The organism is Parageobacillus sp. NEAU-HV-2, from assembly GCF_059115485.1.
On sequence record NZ_JBXUJJ010000016.1, the window covers coordinates 12,347 to 37,848 of the forward strand.

The window sequence follows — 25,502 nt, forward strand, 5'->3', positions numbered from 1 at the left end:
CCGGCAGCTGTTTCATCACCGCATCGTATATTTCTTTCGCCTTTTATGCGCAACGATAAACTATATTGTATAGTGGACACAATATAACTCCCAAAAAAGAAAAACGGCGCTTACAGCCCGAACAGTGTAAACTGTTCGGGTCAGCGCCGATATGAATCGGTGATCCGATTTCAATCGTGACCTGCCTCACCATGGGATTGTCAAGTTAAGCGGCGGCTCGCCGAGTGCGTCAGCCAGCTGCTGTTTGATATCTGCTAATGCCTCCGGTGACGCGGCTTCGGCACGCAGAACAAGGATTGGTTGCGTGTTCGACGGACGCACCAGCCCCCAACCGTCTTTGAACTGAATGCGGGCACCGTCCACGTCCACGACCTCGTGACTGCTCGCAAACCGCTGTTTGACCGCGGCGATGGCTTCCGCCTTCTGCTCCTCCGGGCAAGGCACGCGCGTCTCCGGAGTGGCGTGATACCGCGGGACATCTGCAAATAGCTGCGACAGCTTGCGGTCATCGTTGGAAAGTATGCGCAATAGCCGTCCCGCCGCGTACAAGGCGTCATCATAGCCGTAAAACTCGTCATTGAAGAACAGATGTCCGGACATTTCGCCTGCAAACGGAATCTCTGGCCGGCTGCGCAGCGTTGCCTTAATGTGTGAATGGCCAGTGCGATGGAAGAACGGTTTGCCGCCGAGCCGATCGATTTCCTCGACCAACGCCTGCGAACACTTAACCTCTACCGGCGCTTCGGCCCCCGGATAGCGACGGAGAATCTCGCGCCAGAATAAAATCATCAGTTGGTCGCCCCAGAGGATGTTTCCCTCTTCGTCGACGACACCCAATCGGTCACCGTCACCATCGAATGCCACACCGAGATCCGCCTTTTCCCGTCGCACCACGTCAATCAAATCCTTCAGATTCTCTGGCACCACCGGATCTGGATGGTGATTAGGGAATGTCGGGTCGGATTCGCAATACAAAGGGATGACCTCGCACCCCCATGCCTCCAAGGCTTTCGGCGCAATCGTCGAAGCGGTTCCGTTACCGCAATCGACCACTACCTTGAGCTTGCGCGACCCCAGCTGGATCTTGTTTTGCAGCATTTGCAGATAGGCCGGCTCGATGTCGAGCGTCTCCACACATCCTTCCTTCCACCAGTCACTGCGATTGATCCCTTGTGAGTGGAGAATCCGTTCCATCGTCCGCCGCAGCTCCTGGATGCGCTCGCCATAAATAGTAGTCTTATTCATCGCAATCTTAAAACCGTTTTCGTTGCCCGGGTTGTGGCTGGCGGTGACAATGATGCCGCACGGCACATTGGTGTGCTCGAGGCTGTAGTAGAACATCGGGGTTGTCACCTGACCGATGTCGATCACCCGGCACGACGCCTGGCTGAGCCCTGCAATCAGCGCACGGTGTAATGCCGGCGAAGAGATGCGGTTGTCGTGACCAACCACCACCTTCTGCTCACCGGCTTGCCGGACCATTTCCGCAAACGCCGTTCCTAGCAAGTAAGCAAAATTTTCGTCCAGTTCCTCCCCTGCACGTCCGCGAATGTCGTACTCCTTAAACACGTGCGGCGGTAGGACGGATTGTTGGGACATCGAAAGGCCCATCAAAAACCACCTCCAATTGCAAGGATTGTGCCATGGCTTCCGTCAATAGATAGGAAAGTGTCGACTCAGCACCCCGATTCAGATTCGGCCCGTCCGGGGCAAGACCGTCACAGCAACTCCCGTCGCTCGGATCGGCGAGGGGAATGCCGAGGTCGTTTTCTCCGTAAAACCAATCGCGACAGCGGCGAACGACCTCGCGGTAGGCATCATCGTCCAACACCCGATAGGCCTCACGCGCAGCCAAGGCCAGTTTCATCACGTCGATAGGCTGTTGGTCCCAGTCGGCACGCCGATCACCTTCACACCAACCGCGATTGCCGATAGGACGGATGACGCCGTCGTGTCTGCTCATCTTATCCACCAAAAAGTCGAGGCTCTCTTTGGCCACCCGTAACGTCTCAGCGCGTCCGTGGTACCGATAAGCCACAAACAGTGCCCACGGCAATAGTCCATTAGCGTAGGTAATTTGCGGCTCATACCAACGCCAACCATCTGTCCTATGCGTGTGGTAAGCGTCGAGCAAGCGCCGCTCGAACATGTCCGCCAGATTTGTGAGGTCGGCCTCGGTCACACCGGAAGGCAAAGCCGAGCCGTTATCCCACTCGGACAACAGCAGGCAGCAAGTCGCGAGCCCCCAGGCCTGGCCGCGCAAAAACCGCAACTCGCCGCTGGCCGAAAGCGCCCGGCGCAGGATCTCGGCGGCCGCGCAGCACCGGGCATCGTCTTCAAGATTCACGTACGCCACTGCCGCCGCCCAGAGGGATCGGCCCAGACAGTCATCCGAGCGCAATTCCGATTCCGGCGCCCGGTCAAAATGAAAGTTGTTCTGAAACCAACCGTCCTCCCTCTGTGCCCAGAGCAAGAAAGCCAGGTACCGATCCAGCAGCCGGTATAGCCTCCGGCGCTCCTCGGACTCATCATCTCCCAATAGATCGAACCACTCCATGCACGCCCAGATGGCACGCGCATTGTCATCGGTCGAGTATCCCTCGCGTCGGCGCGGGATGCGCCCCAGACAATGCTCGAGCAACCCCGTGTCGTCAGTCATGCGTTCCAGATGATCAAACTTAACGACTGACGGGGACAACGGGCTTCACCTCGCCTTCACTCCGCTCTATAGCCTTTGCATCACCGCACGTCTCGCCGCAGAGCTTTGCAAACAGCTGCAGGTATTGCTCGCCGACTCGTGGCCAGTGCGTCGCTGCACCGATTTGTCTGATCTTCTCCTCCCATTGCCGCATAGCTGCTTCATCAGCTAGCAGCTGCCGCAGTTGCCGCTCCCAGGCGGCGGTGTCGCCGTACGGCAGCAGCAGTTCCTCGCACCCGCGCAGCAGGTCGCGGGCATGTTCATATGGCGTCGAGAGGACCGGACGGCCCACGCCGACCGCGTAGGCCAAAGTGCCGCTGGTAATTTGCTGCATCCCCGGATACGGGGTGACGTAAAGGTCACATGCCGTCAAGTAGTCAACCAGTTCCTCCTCACTGAAATAGCGATCAATCATCCGTACGTTCGCCTCCAGCCCAAGGCGACGGATCATCTCCTGTAACTCCTCGCGGTACGCTTCCCCTTCACGCTTTTTCACTTCAGGGTGTGTCTGTCCGGCAATGACGTATAGCGTCTCCGGCACTTCGCGGACGACTCCCGGTAAGGCGGCGATCACCGACTCGATGCCCTTGCCGCGATTGAGTAATCCAAAGGTAAACATGACCTTGCGCCCTTCGAATCCTAAGCGGCGGCGGAGGCGATCCCGTTCCTCGCCGCTTGGCTCCGGTGCACCGTGCGGAATGTAGAAGATTTTATGCTCCGGCAAGTTAAACGCTCTAGTTAGGTATGGGATCGCCTGACGGTTCATGACCACGATAGCGTCGCTCACATCGGCGATTTGTTGCTGAATACGGCGATAAGGCGGTTGAGGATCGGCAAAGATGGTGTGAAACGTCGTGACGAGCGGCTTCTTCAGGGCATGGACGAAGTCCAGTATGTATTCACCCGCTTCGCCTCCGAAGATGCCGAACTCGTGCTGCAGGACCACCACCGAGACATCGCTACGGTTGACCTGTTCCGCCATCTGCGTGTAAGCGGTCCGGTCCTGCGCCGGTAAAGGCCAGAACTTCGGATCGTTTCGATAGGCCGAGTCGCCATCGGTTTCGTTATAGAGCACAATCACCGGATCAACATCGCGCCGTTTGCCGGCGACGCACACGCTCTTAAGAAGATGCTCGGTGAACGTGGCGATGCCGCAACGACGCGGTGGATATGTACTGACGTATGCGATCCGCTTCATGCCTGCATCACCTCTTTCGGTTGGTTGATAATGGAATCTTTGAACACCTCGCCGGCAGGCGCCACGGTCCGATACCCGAAAATGCTGTTGCTGAGGCGGCTGCCGTCGCGCACGACTGAACGATCCCAAAGGATGGAGTTCGAACAATGCACACGGGCACCGATGTGGCAGTTATCACCAATCACCGCATATGGACCAATCACCGCCTGGTCGCCTACCTTCACCTTATTACCAATCAAAACCGGCGGCACCAAGAAGACGCCAGGGCCGAACTCGACGTCTTCCCCTGCCCACACACCTGACTGAATCTGACGTCCATGCATAGGCAAAGGAAACCGTCGGTCGAGCACATCCCAATGAACCTGACGATAACGGACTGGAGTCCCCATGTCGCGCCAGTAGCCATGGCTTACCATACCGTAGACGCCAGCGCTTTCCCGAATCAGGCGCGGGAACGTTTCACGTTCAATCGAGACCTCGCGCTGCGCTGGAATATAACGCATGACCTCCGGCTCGAGTATGTACAAACCGGCGTTGATTCGGTTTGACGGCGCCTCTTCAGGGCGAGGCTTCTCAATAAAACGCAAGATCCGTCCTACAGCATCCTGTTCAACGACTCCGTATGAAGAAGGGTCTTCTACTTCTGTCAGTGCAATGGTGGCGATTCCGCCGTGCTGGCGGTGAAACTCAAGGAGAGGAATCAGCTGTGGCAAGTGAACGATGTCGGCGTTGACGACCAGGAACCGCTCATCGAGCAATCGCTCCGCGTTCTTGATGGCTCCTGCCGTCCCCATCGGAAACGGTTCGAGAGCGTACTCAATCTTCACTCCCCAGCGCCGTCCGTCTCCGAAGTAACGGCGAATCACATCCGAACAGTGGTGCGCGGCTATAACAAACTGATCGACGCCTTGTTCACGCAGATGAGTGATGAGGTGTTCCAACCATGGGCGATTCGCAATGGGCGCCATCGGTTTTGGAAGGTTTTCAGTTAATGGACGTAGACGTGTACCCAAACCTCCAGCTAGCAGCAATGCTTTCATTTTGCCATCCCTCCATTAGTTTCGAACTTCGTAGGGTTCACTTCATTATTATGAAGACCGAAACAGATGGATGATGAGAAAATGAAAAAATGAAAGATTAAGAGGTTAGTTGTTAGCACTCAATATCTCTGGTTGCTAATAATAGTATACATAATATTCCATAATGATGGCAAGTAAAACGCTTTTTGGTATAATCGTCGTGGCATCGATGTCGTTTGGGTAGATCACACCGAGTTTGCACTGAGATCCCCGTGCAGCTGCGGAACGATCCTGCTGGCCTGCGACTTCACGTGCACCCAGTGCTGAGGCGGACGCAAAATGAAGAGCGTCAGAGACCAGCTTTGCGGTATAATACAATTGTCAACATAATATGGATAATATGGATTCATTCGTGATAAAGGAGGAGAAGACGCCATGTCTTATCCGCTCCCACCATACCGCGTGGGTATTGCCGGCGCTGGCGCTTTCGCTGCATTCTTGGCCGGCGCGCTTGCGCGGTTGCCCGAATTTCAGTTGACGGCCGTTGCCGGCCGTACTGACGAAAAGCGCCAGCGCGTGCTGAACGCCTATCGCCATCGTCGATCCGATGCCGTTCTCCCGCGCGAATATCGGGAAGCAACCGAACTTATCCGCGATCCGGACATCGACGTGGTGATCTTGACGACACCGCCCCACCTTCACACACCGCTCGGCGAGCTGGCATTGACGCAAGGCAAGCACCTGTTGCTGGAAAAACCAGGGGCACTGACTTCAGCGGCGCTGAAGAGCACTGCCCAGCTCGCAACGAAACAACGGCGCGCATTCGCCGTCAACTTGGTCTTGCGCTACAACCCGTTGGTGGAAGCGGTCGAATGGATGCTCCGCCACCACCTATTGGGTCGTGTGTACCACGCCAGTCTCCACAACGCCGCACACCGTGTCGCATCCGGACATTGGTTCTGGAACCGCGAACGGAGCGGAGGCATTTTCATCGAACATGGCGTTCACTTCTTCGAAGTCGGCCGGCACTGGTTTGGCGAACCTGAAGATGCGCATGGTTTCGCCGTAACCGAAGCGAACGGCGAACAGTCGCGCGTGTGGGCGAGCGTGATTCACCGCGGCTGCACACGTCAGGGCCATGGACAGGAAGCGCGAGTGGCGCCAAAAGAAGCAGGCTCCGAACTCCTGCACGAATACGTACCGGTTCAGTATTACCACGGATTCACAATGGAGGCGGACGCTCCCGAGTCGACGCAGTGGGAAGTCCACTGTGCTCAAGGGCGGATTGTGCTCGAAGGCTGGATTCCCCAACAGCTGTACGTCGAGGGCGTGCTCTCGGCAGAACAGGCGGAACTAATCGACGCCCTGCTCGACACGGTGCCTACGCAACCAGTGGCGGACGCTGGCGAACAGGTACGGGCATGGGCCGCATCGCGGTTGTCTTCCGATATATCGGCGCCCGATCGTACATCCTCGTTTTTCGTTTCCCGCCTACCATATCGGCGGACGTTGTCATTGGTGGATCGACAAGCATGGTATGAGGCGATGGCCCAGGCCCGCTTCCTAGACTTTTGTCGGATGATCCAAGATCCGAACTGGAGCGGACTGGTGACGCCAGACGACGCCGTAGCCGACCTAGCCCTGGCCGAAGCCTGCACAGCTTCCGAAGCCTGGCAGGAGGGCCGGATGCGGGATTCTACATCCAATCAGACGAGATCGCTTTAGCTGGGATTTACATACCTGACCACCTCCTCTCTGGACATCATCCAAGAAATTCCGCCTGTTGGGCGTACGAAAAAAACCGCCAATCAGGGAAACTCCTGGTTGGCGGTTTCAGCTTTTTATGGTTCTGACGTTGGAAATCAAAACCACGCTATCATTTTCCTTTGCACAACGCCATTATACTTGCAGGAACTTTTTTCACTCTCATCTCTTTTGTCTTAAACATCATTTACACAAACTTTTATACATCATCGATAACGATAACATCAAAATCTTTTTGTACAAAGAATGCTGAAACTGATTCATCGTTTTTTCATTAGCTGTATTTAATTTCGCAAAATTAAATGTTTGCCTTATACAGACTCGTTATGTTTTACATAAGATGTACTATCCATGCAAAACAGGAGGTGTACAAAATGTCAGGTGGCTTGCGGTCAAACTTTGCTTTAATTGTTGTGCTGTTTATCCTTTTAATTATTGTTGGATGCAGTTGTTTTTTCGGTCGTTACTAATCTAGAATCCTTTTCAAAGCTTTACCGGATGGATCATATAGATCTGTCCTTTTTTTATTCATTTATTTTTCTTTACTTTGGCAACGCAATTACTCTTTTGTTTCCCTTACTGCTCCAAAAACTCATAAATATTTGTTTGCTATTAATAATGGGAAATAGCTATAAAACAATTATATGTTTACTTGCAACAAAATTAGAGCTTTACTCATGTCTCTCCTAACTGCGCAAACTCCCTTTTAACCAAGCGCGAGGACGACAAGGTCCGATAGGGATTTGGATTAAGCTTGTTTTTCCTCGCGAATCGATCTTGTAAAGTTTATCGCATAAGTTCACATCAAATCCGAGAAGCGGGTGCCCGCCCATCCCCATGGCAGACGCCACCAAGAGCAGTCGTTGCACGAGCATCCCCGCCTCCATTTGTTGAATGCGATACCCTCTGTACCCTAATTCCATTTGAAGGTGATCCCTGTCTCCTACCACGTGTAGACAAAGCGGTACTTGGAACAGATTGACATTGTCCATTGACATTCCGTATTGCAGGTAGTGCCGATAATCTCCGAAACGTATCCGTCCTAACGCATGAGCAGCACTGTCATAGTAGTAAGCACCATTTGGAACATCTTCAACGTTATAAAAACAGCCATACAGGGAGACACGGGACGGCGGCTTCTCATGTTCTCCATCTAAATCATTTCGATACGTGAAAGAAAGCGTCGCCTCTCGCAACAAAGTGGCCAAATGTTCTTGACTTACCTTTCCCAAAACAAAATCCATACCTGGTGAATATCGCTTCTCGCAGACTGACGCCAGATCATACGATAACCGCTTCACGCAAGGCAGAACTACCGCTTGCACCTCACAGGCACCTTTCTCCTCTACCTTAATCTGCCGAAATGATCGTGGTGATTCCAACATCGACGCTTCATTCATTTTTCTCAGCATCGGATAGTCAATGATCCTCTGCGACCGAATATAGTAATGATGCTGAACTGCTGGCAATTCTCTGCACAATTCAGTGGCAGAAACACTTTCTTCTAAATTATCGTTATCAAACCAAGTGATGGAAGACTCCACAGATAATGCAATAACCGCATATACACTCTCTTCCTGTTCGGATAGTCCAAGCAGATGGTTGATCGCCCTATCAAGAAATTGAAAATACACTGCCGATGCGAAGCCGAACTGTTTCGCCACTTCCAACAGCTGCCCGATTAGCACGCCAGCATCCAGCCCTTGCAGACGGTAAGCAAAATTATTGTATTTAAAGAAATTTTTCCAAAACATTGTCGATACAAAAACAATACCGAAACAAGCCGACACGTCACAGCGATTGCCCAAGGCCCTAGCTAGATAGGAATCGAAATTGCCTTCCCGCAACAATACCAAACGATGGTGTGCCACATCGTAATGGTACACTCCTTCTGGAACATCCTCCATTTTCAAATACACGTATAATTCGTTTGGATACAGTGCCCCTCCGGAAGGAACAAAACGCCGGTACAAGTACATTAGGTTTGCCGCTTGTTCCGTCGGACCCATGGAAAAGGATAGCTGGCAAAATTGAGTAAGGCCGAAAACGTACCAAAGAAAATGACCTATTTCTTCTAGGTCGAGCTTTCCAGACGCTTCCCTTCCCTCGAACGTTAACGGTACTTCTGAAGAAAGCGGAATCACTGGCAAATTGCGGTACAGCTTATACGCAAGCGGCGCATCTTCCCAATCCACCTTCCAATCTGGCGGCATAATCTTATCGATGTCAAAATGAAGATGGTGTAAAAATGTCTCTAGCTTCATCCTCCTGCCTCCTATGGGAACGGATGGGGATGTGGATTAAGCTGTTCAAGCGTGAGCGGTTGTTTCGTATACCCGAGTTCCATTGGTACCCGAAGCACCCTCTCCAGACCTGTCACGCGGGTAAGGTGATGCCCAAATGTCATCGGTAACATTCCCGGAATCAGTACTTTCACGCAATATAATCCGTTTCGTTTGATTACCGGTGTTGTCTGGTCCACCACAATTACCTCGAGGTTCAATCGCCGGAACTTCTGAAGAATGTCCCGCAGGTCATCTGTCAAGTCCGCACTCTTCGTTTGCTGCTTGAATTCCTCTTCAAACGTTCGCAACGGACGATGAACATCCAACAAAAATTGCAGGCGCTCCTCTGCTTCCGGCAAACCGTACAGCATGCCATGATCCTCCATCTGCTGTACTAATAACGGATCGTGTAACATTTTCTCATATTTCTTTCGGTTTGCCTCAAATTTCTCGTCAAGCACAAGCATCATGCCTGCTAACTCGTGAATCGCGCTTTTCACCGCCCGTAGGGGGTCCGGATGAGCTCCAGCGGCACAGATGAGATTCAACCCCTTTTGTTTCCTGTTTTTCGCCACTGCCCAGACGCTTGGAATCCCGTGTTCCATCGTTGAGTTGAAAAAATACAGATCATATCCCGCCACCGCACGTACACGGTCAACCATCAACTGTAATTCTTTATCGTTAGCGGAACGAAGGTCAAGACGCGGAAGAGGCAGCTGCGCATACCAAGTCATCAAGAATGAATCGCGCTCCACCACCTCCAAAATGGCATGGAAAATCGCTTCCTCTAAACTCCCGCCTAATGCACATCCGTTGGAAGTTTCATAGACAAAGCCATCCCCACCTCCTAAACTGTAATATGCAAGCAGCTCTGGGACCAAAATCGGACGCTCTTGTAAAAACGAATAGCCCCATACCCAATTCATTGGACGATCGGGATGGAACGGTTTGAACGGAAAATCGGGTCGCGCATACTGTTCCTCCGCATGCACTCCTACCTTTAATGGGTTGAGTGCTTGATCTTTTAGGTTTCGGTAACTGTCATAAACCACCGTTCGTTTGCCACGAGGTTCGATGCCGCAATATCTCTCCAATCCCTCCAAAATGGCGGTTAACTCACTAATCTCATAGGAATGAGTCCGGCCTGCCACTCCCTCGTCGCCTATAAACATTGGCATATTGACAACGACATCCGCAAACGGCAGCACGAAATGATGCATTTTACCATTCAATAATCCAGTTCGGTAATCTAGATAGTCTTTGACCAGTACTTCTTTCAACTCCTCTATCGGACGACAGCGGTAGCTGTCAGCGCTGATCTTCGGACTTGGTTGCAGCGATATTTGGGCTGCTGTCGGTGAATCGTCGGGTAATTGGCCACATACCGTACATAACGGGTCGGGCAGAAAGAAGTGACATGAGTTCTTTAATGTTTTCAGGTTGATTAGGAACACCTTTTCTTCTAAGTGGGCACGACTGCCTTCTAACACCCTCTGCGTTTCCGCGGCGATTAGGTAGGCCATCTGCAAAAGTCCGGTTCGTGATGCCCATGCATCACGTTGTATTCCTCCTTGCACTGCCATCATCTGTTGCAGCTCCCACATTTCCTTACGGTCGTACCCCGCTATAAGGCGTCGCATGTCAGCACACTGGGAACATCCCGGTGTATTAGGGCGAACTAGCGGACCGATCACGCCCTCACCAAATGAAACGAAGCCCCGAAGCCATGGAATGCCTAACGGTCGTAACACCTCTTCCGCCTTGTGATGAACGGAGGGATGCCAAGCATCGTGCAACACTAGAGCCAAACCCGTTTCTTCCGGAACTCCTTTCTCGAAATCAAATTGCCGAACTACCTGATATTGAACGGACAATTTTTCATACACAAAATCTGCCAATACCCCTTCTCCAACCATCAATACGCAAGCACCCATCAGAAATTCTCCTTTCTTAACAGCACGCCAAACACCCCTGCTAGTTCCTCTTTCAAAAAAGGTTCTATCGCTAAATCAAAGACGAAAAGCCGCATCCCGTTCTGTTTCAAGACCTGCATGGCGGACCGCAAGAGCTCCAATTGTGCCGTTTCTTCACAAGCAGGGATCTCAAGTCTTAATGGCTCCTCTTCGTTAAGAAGAATGGAGGAATCCTCCAGCGCTTGTATTCGGAGTGAAGCCGCTTGAGCTTGATTTTGTGCATCCATAAGCGCCTGCTCTAGCGCTTTCCGCAACGCCATTGTTATATTCAAGCCGGCACTGCCATACCAGCGGCCACCCGTGCCAACCCATACCACAGGAAAGCCTAACACCTTCTCTCCCAAACCGATCGTCGGCGGTCCATGCATCGTCGTCAGTGCCTGCAAATAAAAACGGCAACGATCATCCTCCACCGTACCCAACCATGCCCGAAAAATAGGTTCCCTTCGATTAACCTGCCGTTTGCTCAGCTCCTCGTCCAAGCACTTTTGCAATCCCCGGCAAATGCCTTCCGCAATCGTTTCCCCTGCCCCGACACCAATAAATTCCTGTGGTGTGATCACACCAACCTCTTTTTCGCGGTTTAAAGATGACGTAACAAGTAAATCTATCATTGGTGATACATACGATTCAATCCCAGCCAACCCCGCTTCCCGCCGCGCCTCCTCATGTGTTAGACCTGCACAGACAACTTCTGGAAGCAGCTCAGCCGGTCCCTCCGATAGTGGGTTAACAGCTTGAACGCAGCACTGGGCCAACGGAAGCTGCTTCAAGCCGCCTTCCTCCCATATATGGAAAATTCCTGATTCTGCGGATGTCAATTGATTGAAATAATGAAACAATCTACTCGGATCATTGCGGCTCGAATTCTGATTAAGCCTCAAATCAAGATCTTGAATCAATTCAGCCGCCACACATTCATTCGTCACCAGTGGATGTTGTATGAACGAATGCCAGTCACCTTCCAATGTTTCCAGGTCGAGAAGGAAAAACTGATTTCTCTGTTCCGATTTAGTCACTCCTGTAACTTTTTTAAATAATTCAAATACAATTACATTCGCCAACATTGCTCCCGCTGTTGAAGAAAAAGTTTGCAACGGTCGGTCTTCGCGAAGCGCGGATCGGTGTATGCGACGCCATGCGGATTCCCAGCATCCCTCAGAGTCCGGATGCACTAATGGACCCGCTAAACCCACTTGCTGCAAAGATATGGCGGGGAGAAACCCCTTCTTCTCCTCCCTGCAAACGGCATGAAGAGCCCGTAGTTCCCCTACATTGCCTTCCTGCGAGACATATAAAATCCACTCAAATGGCTGCACCACTTCTCGCCAAGAACTCCCACCCGCTCCCTTCTGTAGAGTTATCTCCTCTATTGCTACTTCGGAGTCCGTTTTACGGGCATTCTCCGCCAGTTCCTTCAACCGCATCCGATTAGTAGGCATCGAATCTGTAATCAGAACATGGAACTTAGGCAATCCAGATTCGATCAACGCAGAAACCAATGAGACCAAAAATGGGCCAGAGCCGATTGCCAATACTTTAGATTGACGATATACTTGAAAACGAAACGCACCGGAATCAACGAAACTTTCTATAAATTCAATTTGTGAAGCATACTTTTGGAGGATCTTGCTGTCCAATTGATGCGGACGGTCTTGGCTCACATCCCGAACAAAGCCGTTTTTGTACAGAATTTCTGCAATTTCATATACCCTGTTCCGATATGGGGCCGATAATCCTTCTGTCAATTCTCCCAATGTGTGCTCTCCGTTGAACATGGGCATCAGTTTTTCAATCCACTGGTAGATTGTATTGCCTTTCATACGAAATGAGCTGAAGTTATTCCTAAAATACACACCACCGTTTGGATCAGGGAGAAAAAACGTGTCTCTTTTCACCTTCAGACGCGAGGAAGCGTTCAGATTTTTCATTCTACCCCTCCGTATCCGTAAGTTGTTCTAAATGCGTAGTATCATTTTATGTACTTCTATTTGTCCTTTATGTTTATTTCATAAAGAGGGACCCCTGCAGAGAATTATGCAGGGGCAGTCCATTCCTCTTAGGTAATCACCTTTTTGCGCTAAGGGACTAGAAAGTTCCGCCAAAACCTCCCCCAAAACCGCCCCCCCAGCAATGGAAGCAGCTAAAGCAGTTGAAACAACGGCCAAAACACTGTCCACCGCAACGGCCAAAGCACTGTCCTCCACAACGGCCAAAGCACTGTCCTCCACAACGACCAAAGCACTGTCCTCCACAACGGCCAAAACACTGTCCACCACAGCGTCCTCCGCAACGTCCACCACAACGCCCGCCAAATTGACGAGCATCCTCAATAATATAGGACTGAGTTTGAGGATCCCAAACCATCACCTCATCCGCCACGAAATCATCCAAACCTAACATTTGAAGTTCATTTTGAAAATTATACATTTTACACCATCCTTATCGTTATAAATTTTTTGGTTTCTGGCGACTCAACCAGAGACAGGGGTGAGAGTAGAACGAAAGTAATCAGAAAGATATCTGTAATTCAGATACATCCCCGACTACTTCGAGTACTCTCATCAACAAGCTATGTGCTCTGTTGGGTGGTTGTTACTGATTGAAGTGCCTATTTTACTGATTGAAGTGCCTATTTTCATTGAGGCTTCGTAAAACCGTACGAACCTCTCCCACCCTCATTCTATGAAGAGGCGGTTACCATCTCCATCGAAGAAGCTGCTGCTAAGAAGAAGGCGGCCTTCTTCCACTCGATGCCTGCGTCGGAAGTCTTCTCAATAGATTCCGTTCTTTCCTTTCCTGATTGGATAGTTTGGTCATAAAACATACGTTTGTTTTTATGGATCAAAAAATTTCCGAATCATATCCCTCCTTCCTTCGTGTAGAGGAAGGAGATGATTCGGGAAAAATGGTTAAATCGCTTAATTTTGATAATATAAACCTTAGTCTACAGCATTTTATGATTCTACTCATATACTGAAATAGCTTAATAAAAGTTGAAAGTAGGTGAAACACATTGCTAGAACATAAAAAAAGAAAAAATGTGCAGCAGGTGAGGGTGACATGTGGTTGTACCAATACGCAAATCGTGCAAGTGCATGAACCTACACCAGCAGACATTGCATTAGCTGCTGTCAATGCCGCAACAACTGTTCCGGAGATGAGAGCCGCCATCGAAAATCCTCTGCTTGGATTGGATCTTACAGAATATAACGCGTTATCAGAAGCAGCTAAAAATGATGTTGCCCAGCAATTGCTCGATAATCGGCCTGCTTTAGGTTACCCTTCCGTTGCTAGTGTCCAAGCTGCTCTTGACCAAGCCGTAAATCAAGTTGTCGGTTTAGCTGCTGTCAATGCTGCAACAACTGTTCCGGAGATGAGAACCGCCATCGAAAATCCTTTGCTTGGATTAAACCTTACAGAATATAACGCGTTATCAGAAGCAGCTAAAAATGATGTTGCCCAGCAATTGCTAGATAATCGGCCTGCTTTAGGTTACCCTTCCGTTGCTAGTGTCCAAGCTGCTCTTGACCAAGCCGTAAATCAGGTCGTTGATTTGGATAATATTTATGTTCAAGCTGGTGCTGTTGGTGGAAATGGCAGTAGAGCAAATCCTTTTGGAACGATTCCTCAAGGAATTGCTGCGGTGAATCCAGGTGGAACTGTTCATATTCTAAGCGGAACGTATCCAATTACATCGCAAATTGTAGTCAATAAGCCTGGAATTACTTTAAAAGGAGAACCAGGTACCCTTCTATTCTTGCAAGCAGACATTATTGCAATGTTAATTACTGCTCCGAATACGACAATCGATGGTTTAACGATGACAAGCGATATTCCTTATCAAAAAGAATTTATCCAAATTGCCGGGAATAACACGACGATCATCAATAATACCATTTACGGGCCACCACAAGCATTGCCTATGAGCAGCTGGGTTGTTAACAGAGCGATTGTGCCTCAAGGAGGCATTGCTATTTCGGTGATGAATAATACTTTCCATTCTTTAAGGACAGGAATGTATATTAATCCGAATGTGACAGGTCCTATTAACAATAATGTGGTTTACAATACAAAAGGGGGATTTTTAGTAGACGGTGCATTCACAACCTTCTTAGGAAACTCATGGGGAACCCCACCGAATGAATTTGATATTGTTTTGCTTGCAGGTACAACATTTGGTCCTCCATATGATAATCTTGCTCTATTAAGTGCGCTTAATAATAACGCAACCATTTCGGATCAAAGATAAAAGGTTAAAGGCAAAGGCTTGAGGGATAATATTTTTTTCCCTCAAGCCTTTTTCCTTCCATACCCATACTAATTTAATTTTTTTATAACAATAGAAGCGTTTACGTTTGCTTGTGTGCCTCCTACCACAGACGCAAGGCCAACCGCTGCAGCAGAAGAATGATTATGAAGGGTAAGAACATCGCCGGCTGCTATGGCGATTATAGCCTGACCGTTGTTTTGCTGAGTGCCGGCACCTGAACCGTAGACTGTTTCCGGAACCGGCACGCCATTTAAAAATAGTGCGAATTGGTTGGATTCTGTACCCGACACGGAGAAAGTAACCTCGTAGTCTCCCGGAGTGTTAACTATAATTGGAGCGGTTCCTGGGACATGCGTAATTCCAGGTGTAATTATTCCATTTGAATCAAAAATGACAGGAGCCTCTACAGCTACCGTTTGAGGAGTTAAGTTGTAAATATAGGCGTATTCGGATAATCCACCTGGACCTGGTGGTCCCGGAGGTCCCGGAGGTCCCGGAGGTCCTGGAGGTCCTGCTGATCCAGGTCCATGCACTATCACCGCTTGCCCATTAGTACAATCACATCTTACCCTTGGCTTATTGTTACCATTACAATTTTCTTTCCCATGTTTTGACAATATGTTTCACCTCTTTTCACTAGGATACTTCAGTATATGAGCAGGATAATAAGTTTGATTAGACAAGTTATAGGTTAAGTGTTTATATATCAAAATTAGGCTCAAAATTAGGCGATTTAATATTCGGAGAATAAGATAACCAAAAGGAGGTATTGCCTCTTTCTCTTGTAGATTTTTTCAGTTCATAGAAGTGGAGTCTTTAATCCATATGTTACAAAAAAGGGGCCTTGCAGAAATTCATCGGTGGGGACATTTCAAAGGAAGATTATCACGACTTTGTTTGCATGGTACAAGACAAGTTACAACAACTAGAGAGTGAAAAAGCAGAAATAAAAAAAGCGATGGTTGACAGTCAGTCCACCACCGACTTATCAACCATCAGAAAGCAATTAAATGAATTTCTATCCTTCAAAACGCTTACCACTGAAATGGTTTTACGGTTTATTGAACGGATAGAAGTAGATAACAACCAAAAAGTTAAAATTTACTACAAGTTTGCGCCGGTTGAGTGTGTAAAAGGTTAAAACACGCTCAATCATTTTTTAACACTAGCCGTGAAACACACTCCACATGCGCGGTATGCGGAAACATGTCAACCGGCTGCACTTCGATCGTTTGATAACCGCCGTCTTCGAGGATTCGTAAATCCCTTGCCAATGTCGCCGGGTTGCAGGAAACGTACACAACGCGCGCTGGCTTCATGGCGATGATCGTTTGCAACAAGGCTTCGTCACAGCCTTTGCGTGGCGGGTCGACGACGATGCAATCGGCGTGGATGCCTTGTTCGTACCATTTCGGAATGACCGCTTCCGCCTCGCCGACGGCAAATTCAACGTTGGTGATGCCGTTTAATTGCGCGTTGCGCTTGGCGTCTTCAATCGCTTCCGGCACGACTTCCACCCCGTATACTTTTTTCGCTTTTTTCGCTAAAAACAAGGAAATGGTGCCGATGCCGCAGTAGGCGTCCACGACCGTTTCTTCTCCCGTTAATTGCGCATACTCCAACGCTTTTTCATACAACACTTTCGTCTGCTCGGGATTGACTTGATAGAAAGAACGAGCCGAGATCGCGAATTTAATGTCACCGATGTAATCGTAAATGCATTCGGCTCCCCACAATACTTTCGTCTCGTCACCCATAATCACATTCGTCTTTTTTGGGTTAATGTTTTGGATAATCGATTTTACATTTGGCACGGAGTCAATAATTTCTTGCACAATTTTCTTTTTATGTGGCAACTCTTCCGTGCGCGTAATGAGGACGACCATCACTTCTTTTGTCACTGCCCCGTAACGCGCCATAATATGGCGGAGCACCCCTTTATGCGTCACTTCGTTATAGGCAGGCACCTTGTATTTTTCACAAATCTTTTTCACGGTCTGTACGACAATGTCGTTCATCTCTTGCTGGATGAGACAAGCATCCATATCGATAATTTCGTGGCTGCGCTCTTGGTAAAACCCCGCGACTAGCCCGCCTTCGCGCTCGCCGACAGGCACTTGCGCTTTGTTGCGGTAGCGCCACGGGTCGTTCATGCCGATGACAGGATGAACGATGACATTTTCCAATTTGCCGATGCGCGCCATCACTTCTTTCACATGTTTCTGTTTCGCTTTGAGCTGCCCTTCGTAGCTTAAGTGCTGCAGCTGGCAGCCGCCGCACTGCTTATAAATCGGGCACAGAGGCGCGACGCGGTCCGGGCTTTGCTCATGCAGCTCCATAAGGCGTCCGTAGCCATACCCTTTTTTCACTTTGATGACTTTGATTTTTGCCTTCTCGCCCGGCAGCCCGTTTTTGACAAAAACCGGAAAACCGTCGATTTTCGCAACGCCTAATCCATCATGCGTCAAATCTTCAAATGTCACATCATAATATTCGTTTTTCATTACTGGTGCTTCGATGTTTGCCATTGTTCTTCACCTTTCGAGGAACTAACTCTGCTATAAAAAATATAACTTGATATTTCGTCTTTTGAGCTTTTTATCCAAGGAGCACGATGTTTTTCGACTGTCACGCATTAGCGTGACGAAGGCAAGTCAAAGACTTGCCTCCGACAGTCGAAAAAATCTGCGACAAACTTCTTATCCATCAGAAGTCTTATATAGACATATTAAGTGTAATCAGTATCCGTCGTCCACACAGTGCTGTCACGATTGTAACACACAATTCTGTGCGACACAAAAAGAGAACAGGGGTTAGTACCCTGTCCTCATTTGCTCTGCTTTTTCTTTAGATACAAATACTTCCAAATGCCGGTACAAATTGACGAATTCCCCCGGAAGCATGCCGCCGAACTCTCCGTCTAAATTTAACTGCATCGGCGACATCACTTTAATGCGGTTTGCTTTCGTGTAAATGAGATTTGGGTCATTAATATGTTCGCCGCGCGCCGCGAGCGTTACAAGCCGAATAAACTCGGCCAAATTCGTTTTCTTTAAAATAATTAAATCAAACATGCCGTCATTCAAAGACGAATCCGGCGCCAGCTTTTCAAAACCGCCGACCGAGTTCGTCAGCGACACTAAAAAAAGCATAATTTCGCCTTCAAACACTTTGCCGTCATATTCAATGCGCGCTTCTGTCGCCTTGATCGACGGAAGCATTTCAATTCCTTTTAAATAGTAAGCAAGCTGACCGAGCATTGTTTTTAATTTGCTTGGCACTTCATAGGTTAGTTCGGTTAAACGGCCGCCGCCGGCAATATTAATAAAATAGCGGGTTTTTCCTTCATTCATGACGCAGCCGATATCGATCGGAACAGCTTCTCCGTTGGCGATAATGTCGCATGCCCCTTCAATCGAACGCGGCACGCCGATCGCGCGGGCGAAATCGTTCGTCGTGCCGACCGGAATAATGCCAAGTTTTGGACGATAATCTTGATCGGCAATCCCGTTGACGACTTCGTTGATCGTTCCGTCCCCGCCAGCAGCCACCACTAAGTCAAATTCGCGCTCGACCGCTTTGCGGGCCGCTTCCGTCGCGTCTCCCGCCCCTGTCGTCGCATGGCATGATGTTTCATATCCCGCTTTTTCCAATTGTACTAATACTTCCGGCAAATGCCGTTTAAATAATTCCCGACCTGACGTTGGATTGTAAATGATCCTTGCACGCTTCATCGTTTCATCATCCTACTTTATTAATGTCAATTCCACTATTTAACATAATAGCCGAATTGCCCAGTAGTTGCAACGATGACGTCTTTCCATCAAGAAAGGGCTGATCTCTCAGCCCTTTTCAATTATTGCCCTGCTGTTTTCCGTTGCTCCGCCGCGTCTTCACTCGCTTGGGCACTTGGCGGTTCCACATTTCCTTTCGCCGCAAAGTTTTCTAGCAATTGTTTCACATCGATCCCCGTGGAAGCTTTCAATGTTTCCTGCAGGCTGGCCATTAAATTGGTCGCATAGCCGGTAATGCGGTTCGCGCCACCGTTTGTGCTATTAGAACCCGTATCAACAATCGTAATTTTATCGATGTTGGCAAGCGGGCTCGCCACTTGTTTCGCGTATTCTGGAAGCATTTTGATAATCATGTCGAGAATCGCCGCTTGACCATAACGTTCGAACGCTTCGGCGATTTTTTGTTTTGCCTCGGCTTCCGCCAAACCTTTCAGGCGGATAATTTCTGCTTCGGCTTCCCCTTTGGCTTTTTCCGCTTCCGCTTTTGCCAACCCATCGAGGCGGATGCGCTCCGCTTCCGCTTTCGCCATCGCTTCGATCCGGTATTTTTGCGCGTCCGCTTCGGCCATTAACTTCGCTTTTTCTGCCGCTGCGGCCTGTTCGATCGCATAGCGTTCGGCGTCCGCCTTTTTCTTCACTTCCGAGTCATATTGCCGTTCGCGGCGCAGAATTTCTTTTTCTTCGAGCTCGATTTGTTTTTGCCGCTCGATAATTTTAATTTGCATTTGCTGCTCAGTGACTTCTTGTTTCGCTTTTGCTTCTTCCAAATGGTACGCCTGATCGGCGCGCGCTTTGGCAATATCTTGTTCGCGGCGGAATTCGGCAAGCTTCAATTGATTGATTTTTTCCGCCTCGGCGATTTCCGTCAGGCGCTCAAGCTCCGCTTTGCGCGCTTCTTTATCCGCTTCCGCACGTTTAATGCGCGTTTCTTTCTCCGCTTCCGCCGTCGCGATATCGGCATCGCGCTTTACTTGGGCAATGCGCGGTTTTCCAAGCGCGTCTAAATAGCCGTTTTTATCGCGCACATCTTTAATCGTAAACGAAACGATGACAAGCCCCATTTTCGCCAAGTCTTGCGAGGCGACGCGCTGCACTTCTTGCGAAAATTTATCGCGGTTTTTGTAAATTTCCTCAACCGTCATCGAACCGAGAATGGAACGAAGATGCCCTTCTAACACTTCCTTCGCTTCATTTTCCATATCCTGGCGTGTTTTTCCTAAAAATTGTTCCGCCGCTGTGGCAATCTCGCCGATCGAACTGCCGACTTTAATGATGGCCACACCGTCCGCCATGACAGGCACACCTTGTTCCGTATACACTTCCGGCGTTTGCACGTCTAGTTTAATAGAAAGCAAGCTAAGCGGTTCCGCCTGCTGGAAAATCGGCAGGACAAACGTGCCGCCGCCGCGGACAATTTTAATTTTATTGCCGGATTCATCGACATGCACATTTTTGCTTCCTAAATAACTGCCTGTTACAATGAGCGCCTCATCCGGCCCAACCGTACGGTAACGGGTGACAAAAATAGCGATTAATCCGAGAAGGAGCAGCACAACCACTCCAATGACCACTAACAAAGGCGTCATTCCATATATCCCCCTTTATGTAATGATGAAATATCATATGGATCGTGCTTCGCCACCACGGCGACGCCGTTTTCCATTTTCACAATGATCACTTCCGTTCCGGAGGCAATTTCCTCGTTGTTCATGCTTTTGGCTGCTTTCGAAATCGCGCCGCTTTTACGCGGCAATAAAATTTCGCCAAATCCATCGCGCGGAACGGTGACGATTACTTTAGCAAGCGCACCTTCTAAGTCCGTATCGGAATAGTTTAGCGATGTCTCTGCCGACCGAAGCGGAATAAAAACGAAAAAATGCAAAAGCAATACAATAATGAGTGCAATTCCCCCGCTCATCGCCGCAATCAACCAAGCAGATAGCTCCGTATATCTTTCTAACAAAAAACCGGATGCGCTGCCAACTGTGAAAAATGATAAAACGAGCTGCGGACTAAATAACGGATGGTCGGGTAGCTCGAAAACGCCATCGACCACATCGCTGAAGAAAATATACAAAAGCGTCAAGCTCCCGCTCACAATCAAGACAGCGAGATACACCGTTTCCAACGGATAGCCGAACACCCCCGTTTCCTCCTTCCCTCATCATTTACCTTATCATACGAAAGGCATCTTACTTTAGTTTCATTGTTTTTTTATACATAATTTCGACAATTTCCCTCATATTTCCTCTTTTCTCATAAAAAGAAAAGCACCGTTTGCTGCAAGTAAACGGTACCTGCTCTTTTCATTTTCGCCAATCCCTTTAACTATAAAGGAACGGCAACAATCAGTCCAAAGGAATAGGACCGTTTGATGGTTTCTTTTACAAAGGTCATCACCCCGACATAATAAATCACCCATATTGAAAGGTGCTAATGTCGGTCTTGTTGCTTCTAAAAAGAGCCTGTTCGTCCAATGCGAACAGGCATAAGCATCATTATGATTCGCTGTCCCCTCTCGCGCGCAATGTAATAGAAGCTGTTTTCTTTTCGCCATTGCGATAAAAGACAACCGTCACTTTCTCACCAATTTTCGTCTTCGTATATAAATATTTTCGCAACGCGCTGACGCTGTCTACCTTTTGCCCATCAATTTCGACGATGACATCTTTCGATCGAAGTCCCGCATCCGCAGCTGGAGAGAACGGTTCTACCGCTGCCACCGCCGCTCCTGCCGTTACACTTTCTGGCAATTGCAACTGTTCTTTTCGCACCTCATCAGAAAGATCGGCGACATCCACAAGCTGCACGCCAAGATACGGACGCTTTATCTTCCCGTATTGCATCAGCTGTTCCACAATCGGCTTGACATCTTCGCTTGGAATGGCAAATCCTAATCCTTCCACTCCTGTTTCAGAAATTTTTAAACTGTTAATCCCAATCACTTGCCCAGCACTATTAATCAACGCGCCGCCGCTGTTACCCGGGTTAATCGCAGCGTCGGTTTGAATCACGTTTAGCTCCCATTCGCCAGCAGAAGTAGACACGGAAATCGTTCGTTTGCCGCTCACAATTCCTTCCGTCACGGTCCGCGACAAATCGAGACCAAGCGGATTGCCGATCGCCGCGACTGGCTCCCCGATCCGTAACTTGGACGAGTCGCCGAAGCTTGCTACTTTGGTGACGCGGCTGCCGTCAATTTTTAATACTGCTAAATCGGTTAACGGATCGGCGCCTACAATCTCCGCTTTCACCTTTTTTCCATCGGCCATCGATACTTCTACTTTGTTCGCCCCTTCAATCACATGGTTGTTCGTAACAATATACGCGGTATTTCCATCCTTTTTGAAAATGACTCCCGAGCCAGTTCCCGCTTCCTGGTCTTCTGTACGATTCGAAAAGAAATCTTCCTGCTTTTGAATGTTCACGACACCAACGACGGCATCCGTAACGTTCTCAATTGCAGTTACCATATCATTGGACACACTTTTCGTCGGCTGCAGCGGGAGCGCCTCTGTAGAAGTGCTGGTTTGTTTCGTTTCTCCTGCAGATGACGAAGGAGACGAAATGCCGATCATCGGCGCAGCGTATAACGTGATCGCGCTGCCAAGCACCGCCCCAGCAAACGAAGCGGCGAGCCAAGAAAAGAAACGGCCTCTTTTCGGTGATCGAACGGTTTGTGGTTCGTATGGCATCATATTCATATCCATCGTTCCTTTCTCCTTTCTATATCTGTTTTATTCCGTGCTATATCTCTTTTATTCCGTAGCGACAGGCAATGACCGTTTTCTTTTGCGATGGCGCTGTGCCACAAGCAATCGAAGCGACAAATAAATTCCTGACAGCGTTAATAAAATAATTGCCACAGCGGCGATATCAATCGCCCATTTAACGTTGAAGGAGCCCAGTCTTCCCTCATGCAGCCCGCGGATGATACCAGCAAGCGACAATGCTTGCCCGACCGCTTCCCGCATCTGCCTGCCCTCTTGAAAATTGTTGAAATGCTCTGGTGCCGATGAATTCGGGGAAAGGAATTCGCGATGTTCTCCCCTTTCTTGCTGGCCAATCAGCCACGGCTCTGCCAGCAAAAGCCCTGTCACCGCCTCCATTAACAAGAAAATAGACGTAATTAATCCTATCCATAAATGCGCTTGCCTCATTCGTTTCACGATTCAATTCCTCCTTGTAACCTTGTCGACAAACAGTGTAAGCAGGAAAAGTGAAAATATGGTGAAAAATCAATTTTTGTTACAACGTTTTTCCTTTTCATCTATTTTTCATTCACATCTGCTATGATGTTGATAAAGAGAAACGGAAAGAAGAAAGGAAGGAAAGGCGATGAAAATTCTTCTTGCCGAAGATGACTTATACCTAGGAGAATTAATCGTTCACCTGCTAAAGAAAAAAGGGGTTGACCACATCGACTGGGTGCAGGAAGGAGAAGAGGCATACGATTACGCGCTCGCTACGTTTTATGACGTATTGGTGCTGGACTGGATGCTGCCAAACGGGGATGGGGTGGAAATTTGCAAGCGGCTGCGGAAAAATGGCTACACCGGCGCCATTCTGATGCTGACGGCAAAAGATGCGGTGCAAGACCGCGTCGAAGGCTTAGAAGCTGGCGCCGATGATTATCTCGTCAAACCGTTTGAAATCGACGAACTGATGGCCCGCCTCAAAGCGCTGGCGCGGCGCACGTTCGTGCCGCTTCAGGAAGACATCGTGCACTTCCATGGCTTCGTGTTGAATCGAACGAGCCATACCCTTTACCACGGCAAAGAAGAAATATTATTAACCCCGCGTGAATTTCAAGTATTGGATCTCCTTTTGCAAAACAGAGGCCATGTCGTGCCGCGTGAAACGATCCTCGACCGCGTATGGGGATGGGATGCAGACGTCTCGATGAAAACGATTGACGCCACCATTAAACTATTACGAAAAAAACTAAAAGGCGAGGTCATTCAAACGGTGCGCGGGGTGGGATATAAAATTGATAAATAAATTGCGGAAAACCGAAAACATCGACCTGTTTCGCCGCACACAATGGCGTTTGACGGCATTATACAGCGGTATTTTTATGATGTTTCTCGCCTTATTCATCGCAATTGCCGCTTTTCTTTTTTATCTGGTTGCCACCAATGATCAAGAACGGCGGATCACCAGCCTGGCCGATCAAGAAAAAAAAGCAGTGGAACAATTCCTGCGGAAACAAAGTGATTTCGACGTTTTTGACGTTTTTGATAAAGAAAGCATCATTTTCTTAAGTGAAGATCAATTCTTTTTTTATCTCGTCGATATGAATGGACAGCTTATTGCCGGAGATGAGGTCAACAAATATATGAGGCCGTTTTTGTTAAAAGCCTTGCAAGAATCAAGGGTGAATGAACATGCCCCAACCTATGTAACGGTGGATATGCCTGAACAGATGCCCGCGTTTGCCCGCCTTCATTCCCATGAATTGCGGCTGTTGACCGCCGCCCGTCCCGTTGTTCTGCATGGAGAGATTTTTGGCATCTTGTATGTCGGCATGGACGTCACCTCCTTTTTTAGCGTCTTTCGCTGGCTGTTGGCCGTATTGATCGGTCTGGCTGTTTTATTTATTGGCGTCGCCGTTGCATTAAGTTATTTTATGTCGAAGCGGGCGCTCATCCCTGTCCAAGAGGCGTATGACCGCCAGCGGCAGTTTGTCGCCGACGCCTCCCACGAACTTCGGACGCCGCTTAGCGTCATTTTCTCCTCTGTCGAAGCGCTTGCGATGGAAGAAGAAGTGACGAAACACGAACTTGCACACAAGCTGTTGACACGTCTTCACGAAGAACTCAAACGGATGACAAAACTCATCAATGACTTATTGACGTTGGCGCGCGCCGATGCGAAACACGCCTCCTTGCAGTTGGTCAAAGAAACGTTTGATTTCCGCCCGCACGCCGAACGCACGCTTCAGCTATTATCCGAGTTAGCGGCGAAAAAGCAAATCAAGATGCACCTTCACGCTCCGGAAGCGGTCGTCATTACCGCCGATGCCGACAAACTGACACAGCTTTTATATATATTGCTAGACAACGCGATCAAATACACTCCTAAACACGGCGAGGTCGCTTTATCTCTTCGCCTGGAACCTTGGAAGCAGCAGAAACGGCTGACGATCTCCGTAAAAGATACGGGAATCGGCATTCCTCCTGAAGCCATCGGCCGCATTTTTGACCGTTTCTACCGCGTCGACAAAGCACGCTCGCGCCAACAAGGCGGCCATGGGCTCGGCCTGGCGATCGCCAAATGGATCGTCGATGCGCACGGCGGCACGATTGACGTGCAAAGCGAAGTCGGCAAAGGAAGCGAGTTCATCGTCAAAATCCCGTGTTAAACGTCTTCCAATCATGGAAGGCGCTTTTTTTATAAAAAATTTTTTGCTTTTGTTTTTTCACCTAATTTTCTCTTTTGTTTCTTACAATGCAAACTGTACAAAGGAGAAATTCCCTCGGCGTCCGTGTCCGCGAT

Annotated in this window: 21 protein-coding genes; 6 read left to right on the forward strand and 15 right to left on the reverse strand. The window is 49.0% G+C overall.

What is annotated here, in order from left to right:
* Nucleotides 1–186: 186 nt before the first annotated feature.
* The 4 genes from AC1WMD_RS17260 to AC1WMD_RS17275 are packed head-to-tail and all read right to left on the reverse strand — an operon-like array spanning nt 187 to nt 4,936.
* Nucleotides 187–1,611, reverse strand: coding sequence for a phosphomannomutase/phosphoglucomutase (locus tag AC1WMD_RS17260; RefSeq protein WP_494258084.1), 1,425 nt, complete (start codon nt 1,609–1,611; stop codon nt 187–189).
* Complete coding sequence (locus AC1WMD_RS17265) at nt 1,562–2,698, reverse strand: glycoside hydrolase family protein (protein WP_494258085.1); 1,137 nt, start codon at nt 2,696–2,698, stop codon at nt 1,562–1,564. Before AC1WMD_RS17265 ends, AC1WMD_RS17260 begins: the two co-directional genes overlap by 50 nt.
* Nucleotides 2,679–3,896, reverse strand: coding sequence for a glycosyltransferase family 4 protein (locus AC1WMD_RS17270; RefSeq protein ID WP_494258086.1), 1,218 nt, complete (start codon nt 3,894–3,896; stop codon nt 2,679–2,681). The genes AC1WMD_RS17265 and AC1WMD_RS17270 overlap by 20 nt, the downstream gene beginning before the upstream one ends.
* Nucleotides 3,893–4,936, reverse strand: a complete 1,044-nt coding sequence (locus tag AC1WMD_RS17275; RefSeq protein WP_494258087.1) for a nucleotidyltransferase family protein — start codon at nt 4,934–4,936, stop codon at nt 3,893–3,895. The genes AC1WMD_RS17270 and AC1WMD_RS17275 overlap by 4 nt, the downstream gene beginning before the upstream one ends.
* Nucleotides 4,937–5,350: 414 nt before the next feature.
* Between AC1WMD_RS17275 and AC1WMD_RS17280 the strand changes: the two genes are divergently transcribed.
* Nucleotides 5,351–6,640 (forward strand): Gfo/Idh/MocA family protein, encoded by a 1,290-nt coding sequence (locus tag AC1WMD_RS17280; protein WP_494258088.1) that lies wholly within the window; start codon nt 5,351–5,353, stop codon nt 6,638–6,640.
* A 425-nt stretch (nt 6,641–7,065) separates the two neighbouring features.
* Nucleotides 7,066–7,149, forward strand: coding sequence for a YjcZ family sporulation protein (locus AC1WMD_RS17285; RefSeq protein ID WP_196219158.1), 84 nt, complete (start codon nt 7,066–7,068; stop codon nt 7,147–7,149).
* 216 nt (nt 7,150–7,365) lie between these two features.
* Here AC1WMD_RS17285 and AC1WMD_RS17290 read toward each other — a convergent pair whose 3' ends face one another.
* The 4 genes from AC1WMD_RS17290 to AC1WMD_RS17305 all read right to left on the reverse strand — a co-directional run bounded on the left by AC1WMD_RS17290 (nt 7,366) and on the right by AC1WMD_RS17305 (nt 13,367).
* The gene (locus AC1WMD_RS17290) at nt 7,366–8,943 is read right to left on the reverse strand and encodes a SagB family peptide dehydrogenase (protein WP_494258089.1); all 1,578 of its coding nucleotides are present in this window, start codon (nt 8,941–8,943) and stop codon (nt 7,366–7,368) included.
* Between the two features lie 11 nt (nt 8,944–8,954).
* Entirely contained in the window at nt 8,955–10,898 is a 1,944-nt protein-coding gene (locus AC1WMD_RS17295; protein WP_494258090.1) for a TOMM precursor leader peptide-binding protein, read from the reverse strand.
* Nucleotides 10,898–12,868: a putative thiazole-containing bacteriocin maturation protein gene (locus AC1WMD_RS17300; protein WP_494258091.1), complete on the reverse strand. Its 1,971-nt coding sequence runs from the start codon at nt 12,866–12,868 to the stop codon at nt 10,898–10,900. Before AC1WMD_RS17300 ends, AC1WMD_RS17295 begins: the two co-directional genes overlap by 1 nt.
* 157 nt (nt 12,869–13,025) lie before the next feature.
* Entirely contained in the window at nt 13,026–13,367 is a 342-nt protein-coding gene (locus AC1WMD_RS17305; RefSeq protein ID WP_088124097.1) for a heterocycloanthracin/sonorensin family bacteriocin, read from the reverse strand.
* A 586-nt stretch (nt 13,368–13,953) separates the two neighbouring features.
* On the opposite strand from AC1WMD_RS17305, the gene AC1WMD_RS17310 reads away from it, so the two are divergent.
* Nucleotides 13,954–15,189, forward strand: a complete 1,236-nt coding sequence (locus AC1WMD_RS17310; protein ID WP_494258092.1) for a hypothetical protein — start codon at nt 13,954–13,956, stop codon at nt 15,187–15,189.
* A gap of 68 nt (nt 15,190–15,257) precedes the next feature.
* On the opposite strand, the gene AC1WMD_RS17315 is transcribed toward AC1WMD_RS17310, so the two are convergent.
* The gene (locus tag AC1WMD_RS17315) at nt 15,258–15,749 is read right to left on the reverse strand and encodes a BclA C-terminal domain-containing protein (protein ID WP_494258106.1); all 492 of its coding nucleotides are present in this window, start codon (nt 15,747–15,749) and stop codon (nt 15,258–15,260) included.
* A 305-nt stretch (nt 15,750–16,054) separates the two neighbouring features.
* On the opposite strand from AC1WMD_RS17315, the gene AC1WMD_RS17320 reads away from it, so the two are divergent.
* The gene (locus AC1WMD_RS17320; protein WP_494258093.1) at nt 16,055–16,351 is read left to right on the forward strand and encodes a hypothetical protein; all 297 of its coding nucleotides are present in this window, start codon (nt 16,055–16,057) and stop codon (nt 16,349–16,351) included.
* Nucleotides 16,352–16,358: 7 nt separating this feature from the next.
* Here the strand turns inward: AC1WMD_RS17320 and rlmD are convergent, their stop codons facing one another.
* The 6 genes from rlmD to AC1WMD_RS17350 all read right to left on the reverse strand — a co-directional run bounded on the left by rlmD (nt 16,359) and on the right by AC1WMD_RS17350 (nt 23,164).
* Nucleotides 16,359–17,738 carry a 23S rRNA (uracil(1939)-C(5))-methyltransferase RlmD gene (gene rlmD / locus AC1WMD_RS17325; protein WP_494258094.1) on the reverse strand — a complete coding sequence of 460 codons (1,380 nt, stop codon included), beginning with the start codon at nt 17,736–17,738 and terminating at the stop codon, nt 16,359–16,361.
* Nucleotides 17,739–18,023: 285 nt separating this feature from the next.
* Complete coding sequence (locus tag AC1WMD_RS17330; protein WP_043903467.1) at nt 18,024–18,944, reverse strand: diacylglycerol kinase; 921 nt, start codon at nt 18,942–18,944, stop codon at nt 18,024–18,026.
* Between the two features lie 122 nt (nt 18,945–19,066).
* A complete protein-coding gene (gene floT, locus AC1WMD_RS17335) occupies nt 19,067–20,590 on the reverse strand; it encodes a flotillin lipid rafts scaffold protein FloT (protein WP_494258095.1) in 1,524 nt (507 codons plus the stop codon).
* The gene (locus AC1WMD_RS17340; protein ID WP_494258096.1) at nt 20,587–21,147 is read right to left on the reverse strand and encodes an NfeD family membrane protein; all 561 of its coding nucleotides are present in this window, start codon (nt 21,145–21,147) and stop codon (nt 20,587–20,589) included. The genes floT and AC1WMD_RS17340 overlap by 4 nt, the downstream gene beginning before the upstream one ends.
* A gap of 355 nt (nt 21,148–21,502) precedes the next feature.
* Complete coding sequence (locus AC1WMD_RS17345) at nt 21,503–22,708, reverse strand: S1C family serine protease (RefSeq protein WP_494258107.1); 1,206 nt, start codon at nt 22,706–22,708, stop codon at nt 21,503–21,505.
* Between the two features lie 54 nt (nt 22,709–22,762).
* A complete protein-coding gene (locus AC1WMD_RS17350) occupies nt 22,763–23,164 on the reverse strand; it encodes a PepSY-associated TM helix domain-containing protein (protein ID WP_494258108.1) in 402 nt (133 codons plus the stop codon).
* Between the two features lie 178 nt (nt 23,165–23,342).
* Between AC1WMD_RS17350 and AC1WMD_RS17355 the strand changes: the two genes are divergently transcribed.
* Together AC1WMD_RS17355 and AC1WMD_RS17360 are read left to right on the forward strand one after the other, a co-directional pair.
* Nucleotides 23,343–24,005, forward strand: a complete 663-nt coding sequence (locus AC1WMD_RS17355; RefSeq protein WP_043903462.1) for a response regulator transcription factor — start codon at nt 23,343–23,345, stop codon at nt 24,003–24,005.
* On the forward strand, nt 23,995–25,368 hold the full coding sequence (locus AC1WMD_RS17360) for a sensor histidine kinase (protein WP_494258097.1): 1,374 nt from the start codon (nt 23,995–23,997) through the stop codon (nt 25,366–25,368). Before AC1WMD_RS17355 ends, AC1WMD_RS17360 begins: the two co-directional genes overlap by 11 nt.
* Nucleotides 25,369–25,502: the final 134 nt, after the last annotated feature.

Excerpts from the sequence above, each read along its gene's own strand:
- AC1WMD_RS17260 (WP_494258084.1), bottom strand. The coding sequence starts at position 1,611 with ATGGGCCTTTCGATGTCCCAACAATCCGTCCTACCGCCGCACGTGTTT.
- AC1WMD_RS17270 (WP_494258086.1), bottom strand. The coding sequence starts at position 3,896 with ATGAAGCGGATCGCATACGTCAGTACATATCCACCGCGTCGTTGCGGC.
- AC1WMD_RS17275 (WP_494258087.1), bottom strand. The coding sequence starts at position 4,936 with ATGAAAGCATTGCTGCTAGCTGGAGGTTTGGGTACACGTCTACGTCCA.
- AC1WMD_RS17280 (WP_494258088.1), top strand. The coding sequence starts at position 5,351 with ATGTCTTATCCGCTCCCACCATACCGCGTGGGTATTGCCGGCGCTGGC.
- AC1WMD_RS17290 (WP_494258089.1), bottom strand. The coding sequence starts at position 8,943 with ATGAAGCTAGAGACATTTTTACACCATCTTCATTTTGACATCGATAAG.
- AC1WMD_RS17295 (WP_494258090.1), bottom strand. The coding sequence starts at position 10,898 with ATGGGTGCTTGCGTATTGATGGTTGGAGAAGGGGTATTGGCAGATTTT.
- AC1WMD_RS17300 (WP_494258091.1), bottom strand. The coding sequence starts at position 12,868 with ATGAAAAATCTGAACGCTTCCTCGCGTCTGAAGGTGAAAAGAGACACG.
- AC1WMD_RS17305 (WP_088124097.1), bottom strand. The coding sequence starts at position 13,367 with ATGTATAATTTTCAAAATGAACTTCAAATGTTAGGTTTGGATGATTTC.
- rlmD (WP_494258094.1), bottom strand. The coding sequence starts at position 17,738 with ATGGCAAACATCGAAGCACCAGTAATGAAAAACGAATATTATGATGTG.
- AC1WMD_RS17330 (WP_043903467.1), bottom strand. The coding sequence starts at position 18,944 with ATGAAGCGTGCAAGGATCATTTACAATCCAACGTCAGGTCGGGAATTA.
- floT (WP_494258095.1), bottom strand. The coding sequence starts at position 20,590 with ATGACGCCTTTGTTAGTGGTCATTGGAGTGGTTGTGCTGCTCCTTCTC.
- AC1WMD_RS17345 (WP_494258107.1), bottom strand. The coding sequence starts at position 22,708 with ATGAATATGATGCCATACGAACCACAAACCGTTCGATCACCGAAAAGA.
- AC1WMD_RS17350 (WP_494258108.1), bottom strand. The coding sequence starts at position 23,164 with ATGAGGCAAGCGCATTTATGGATAGGATTAATTACGTCTATTTTCTTG.
- AC1WMD_RS17355 (WP_043903462.1), top strand. The coding sequence starts at position 23,343 with ATGAAAATTCTTCTTGCCGAAGATGACTTATACCTAGGAGAATTAATC.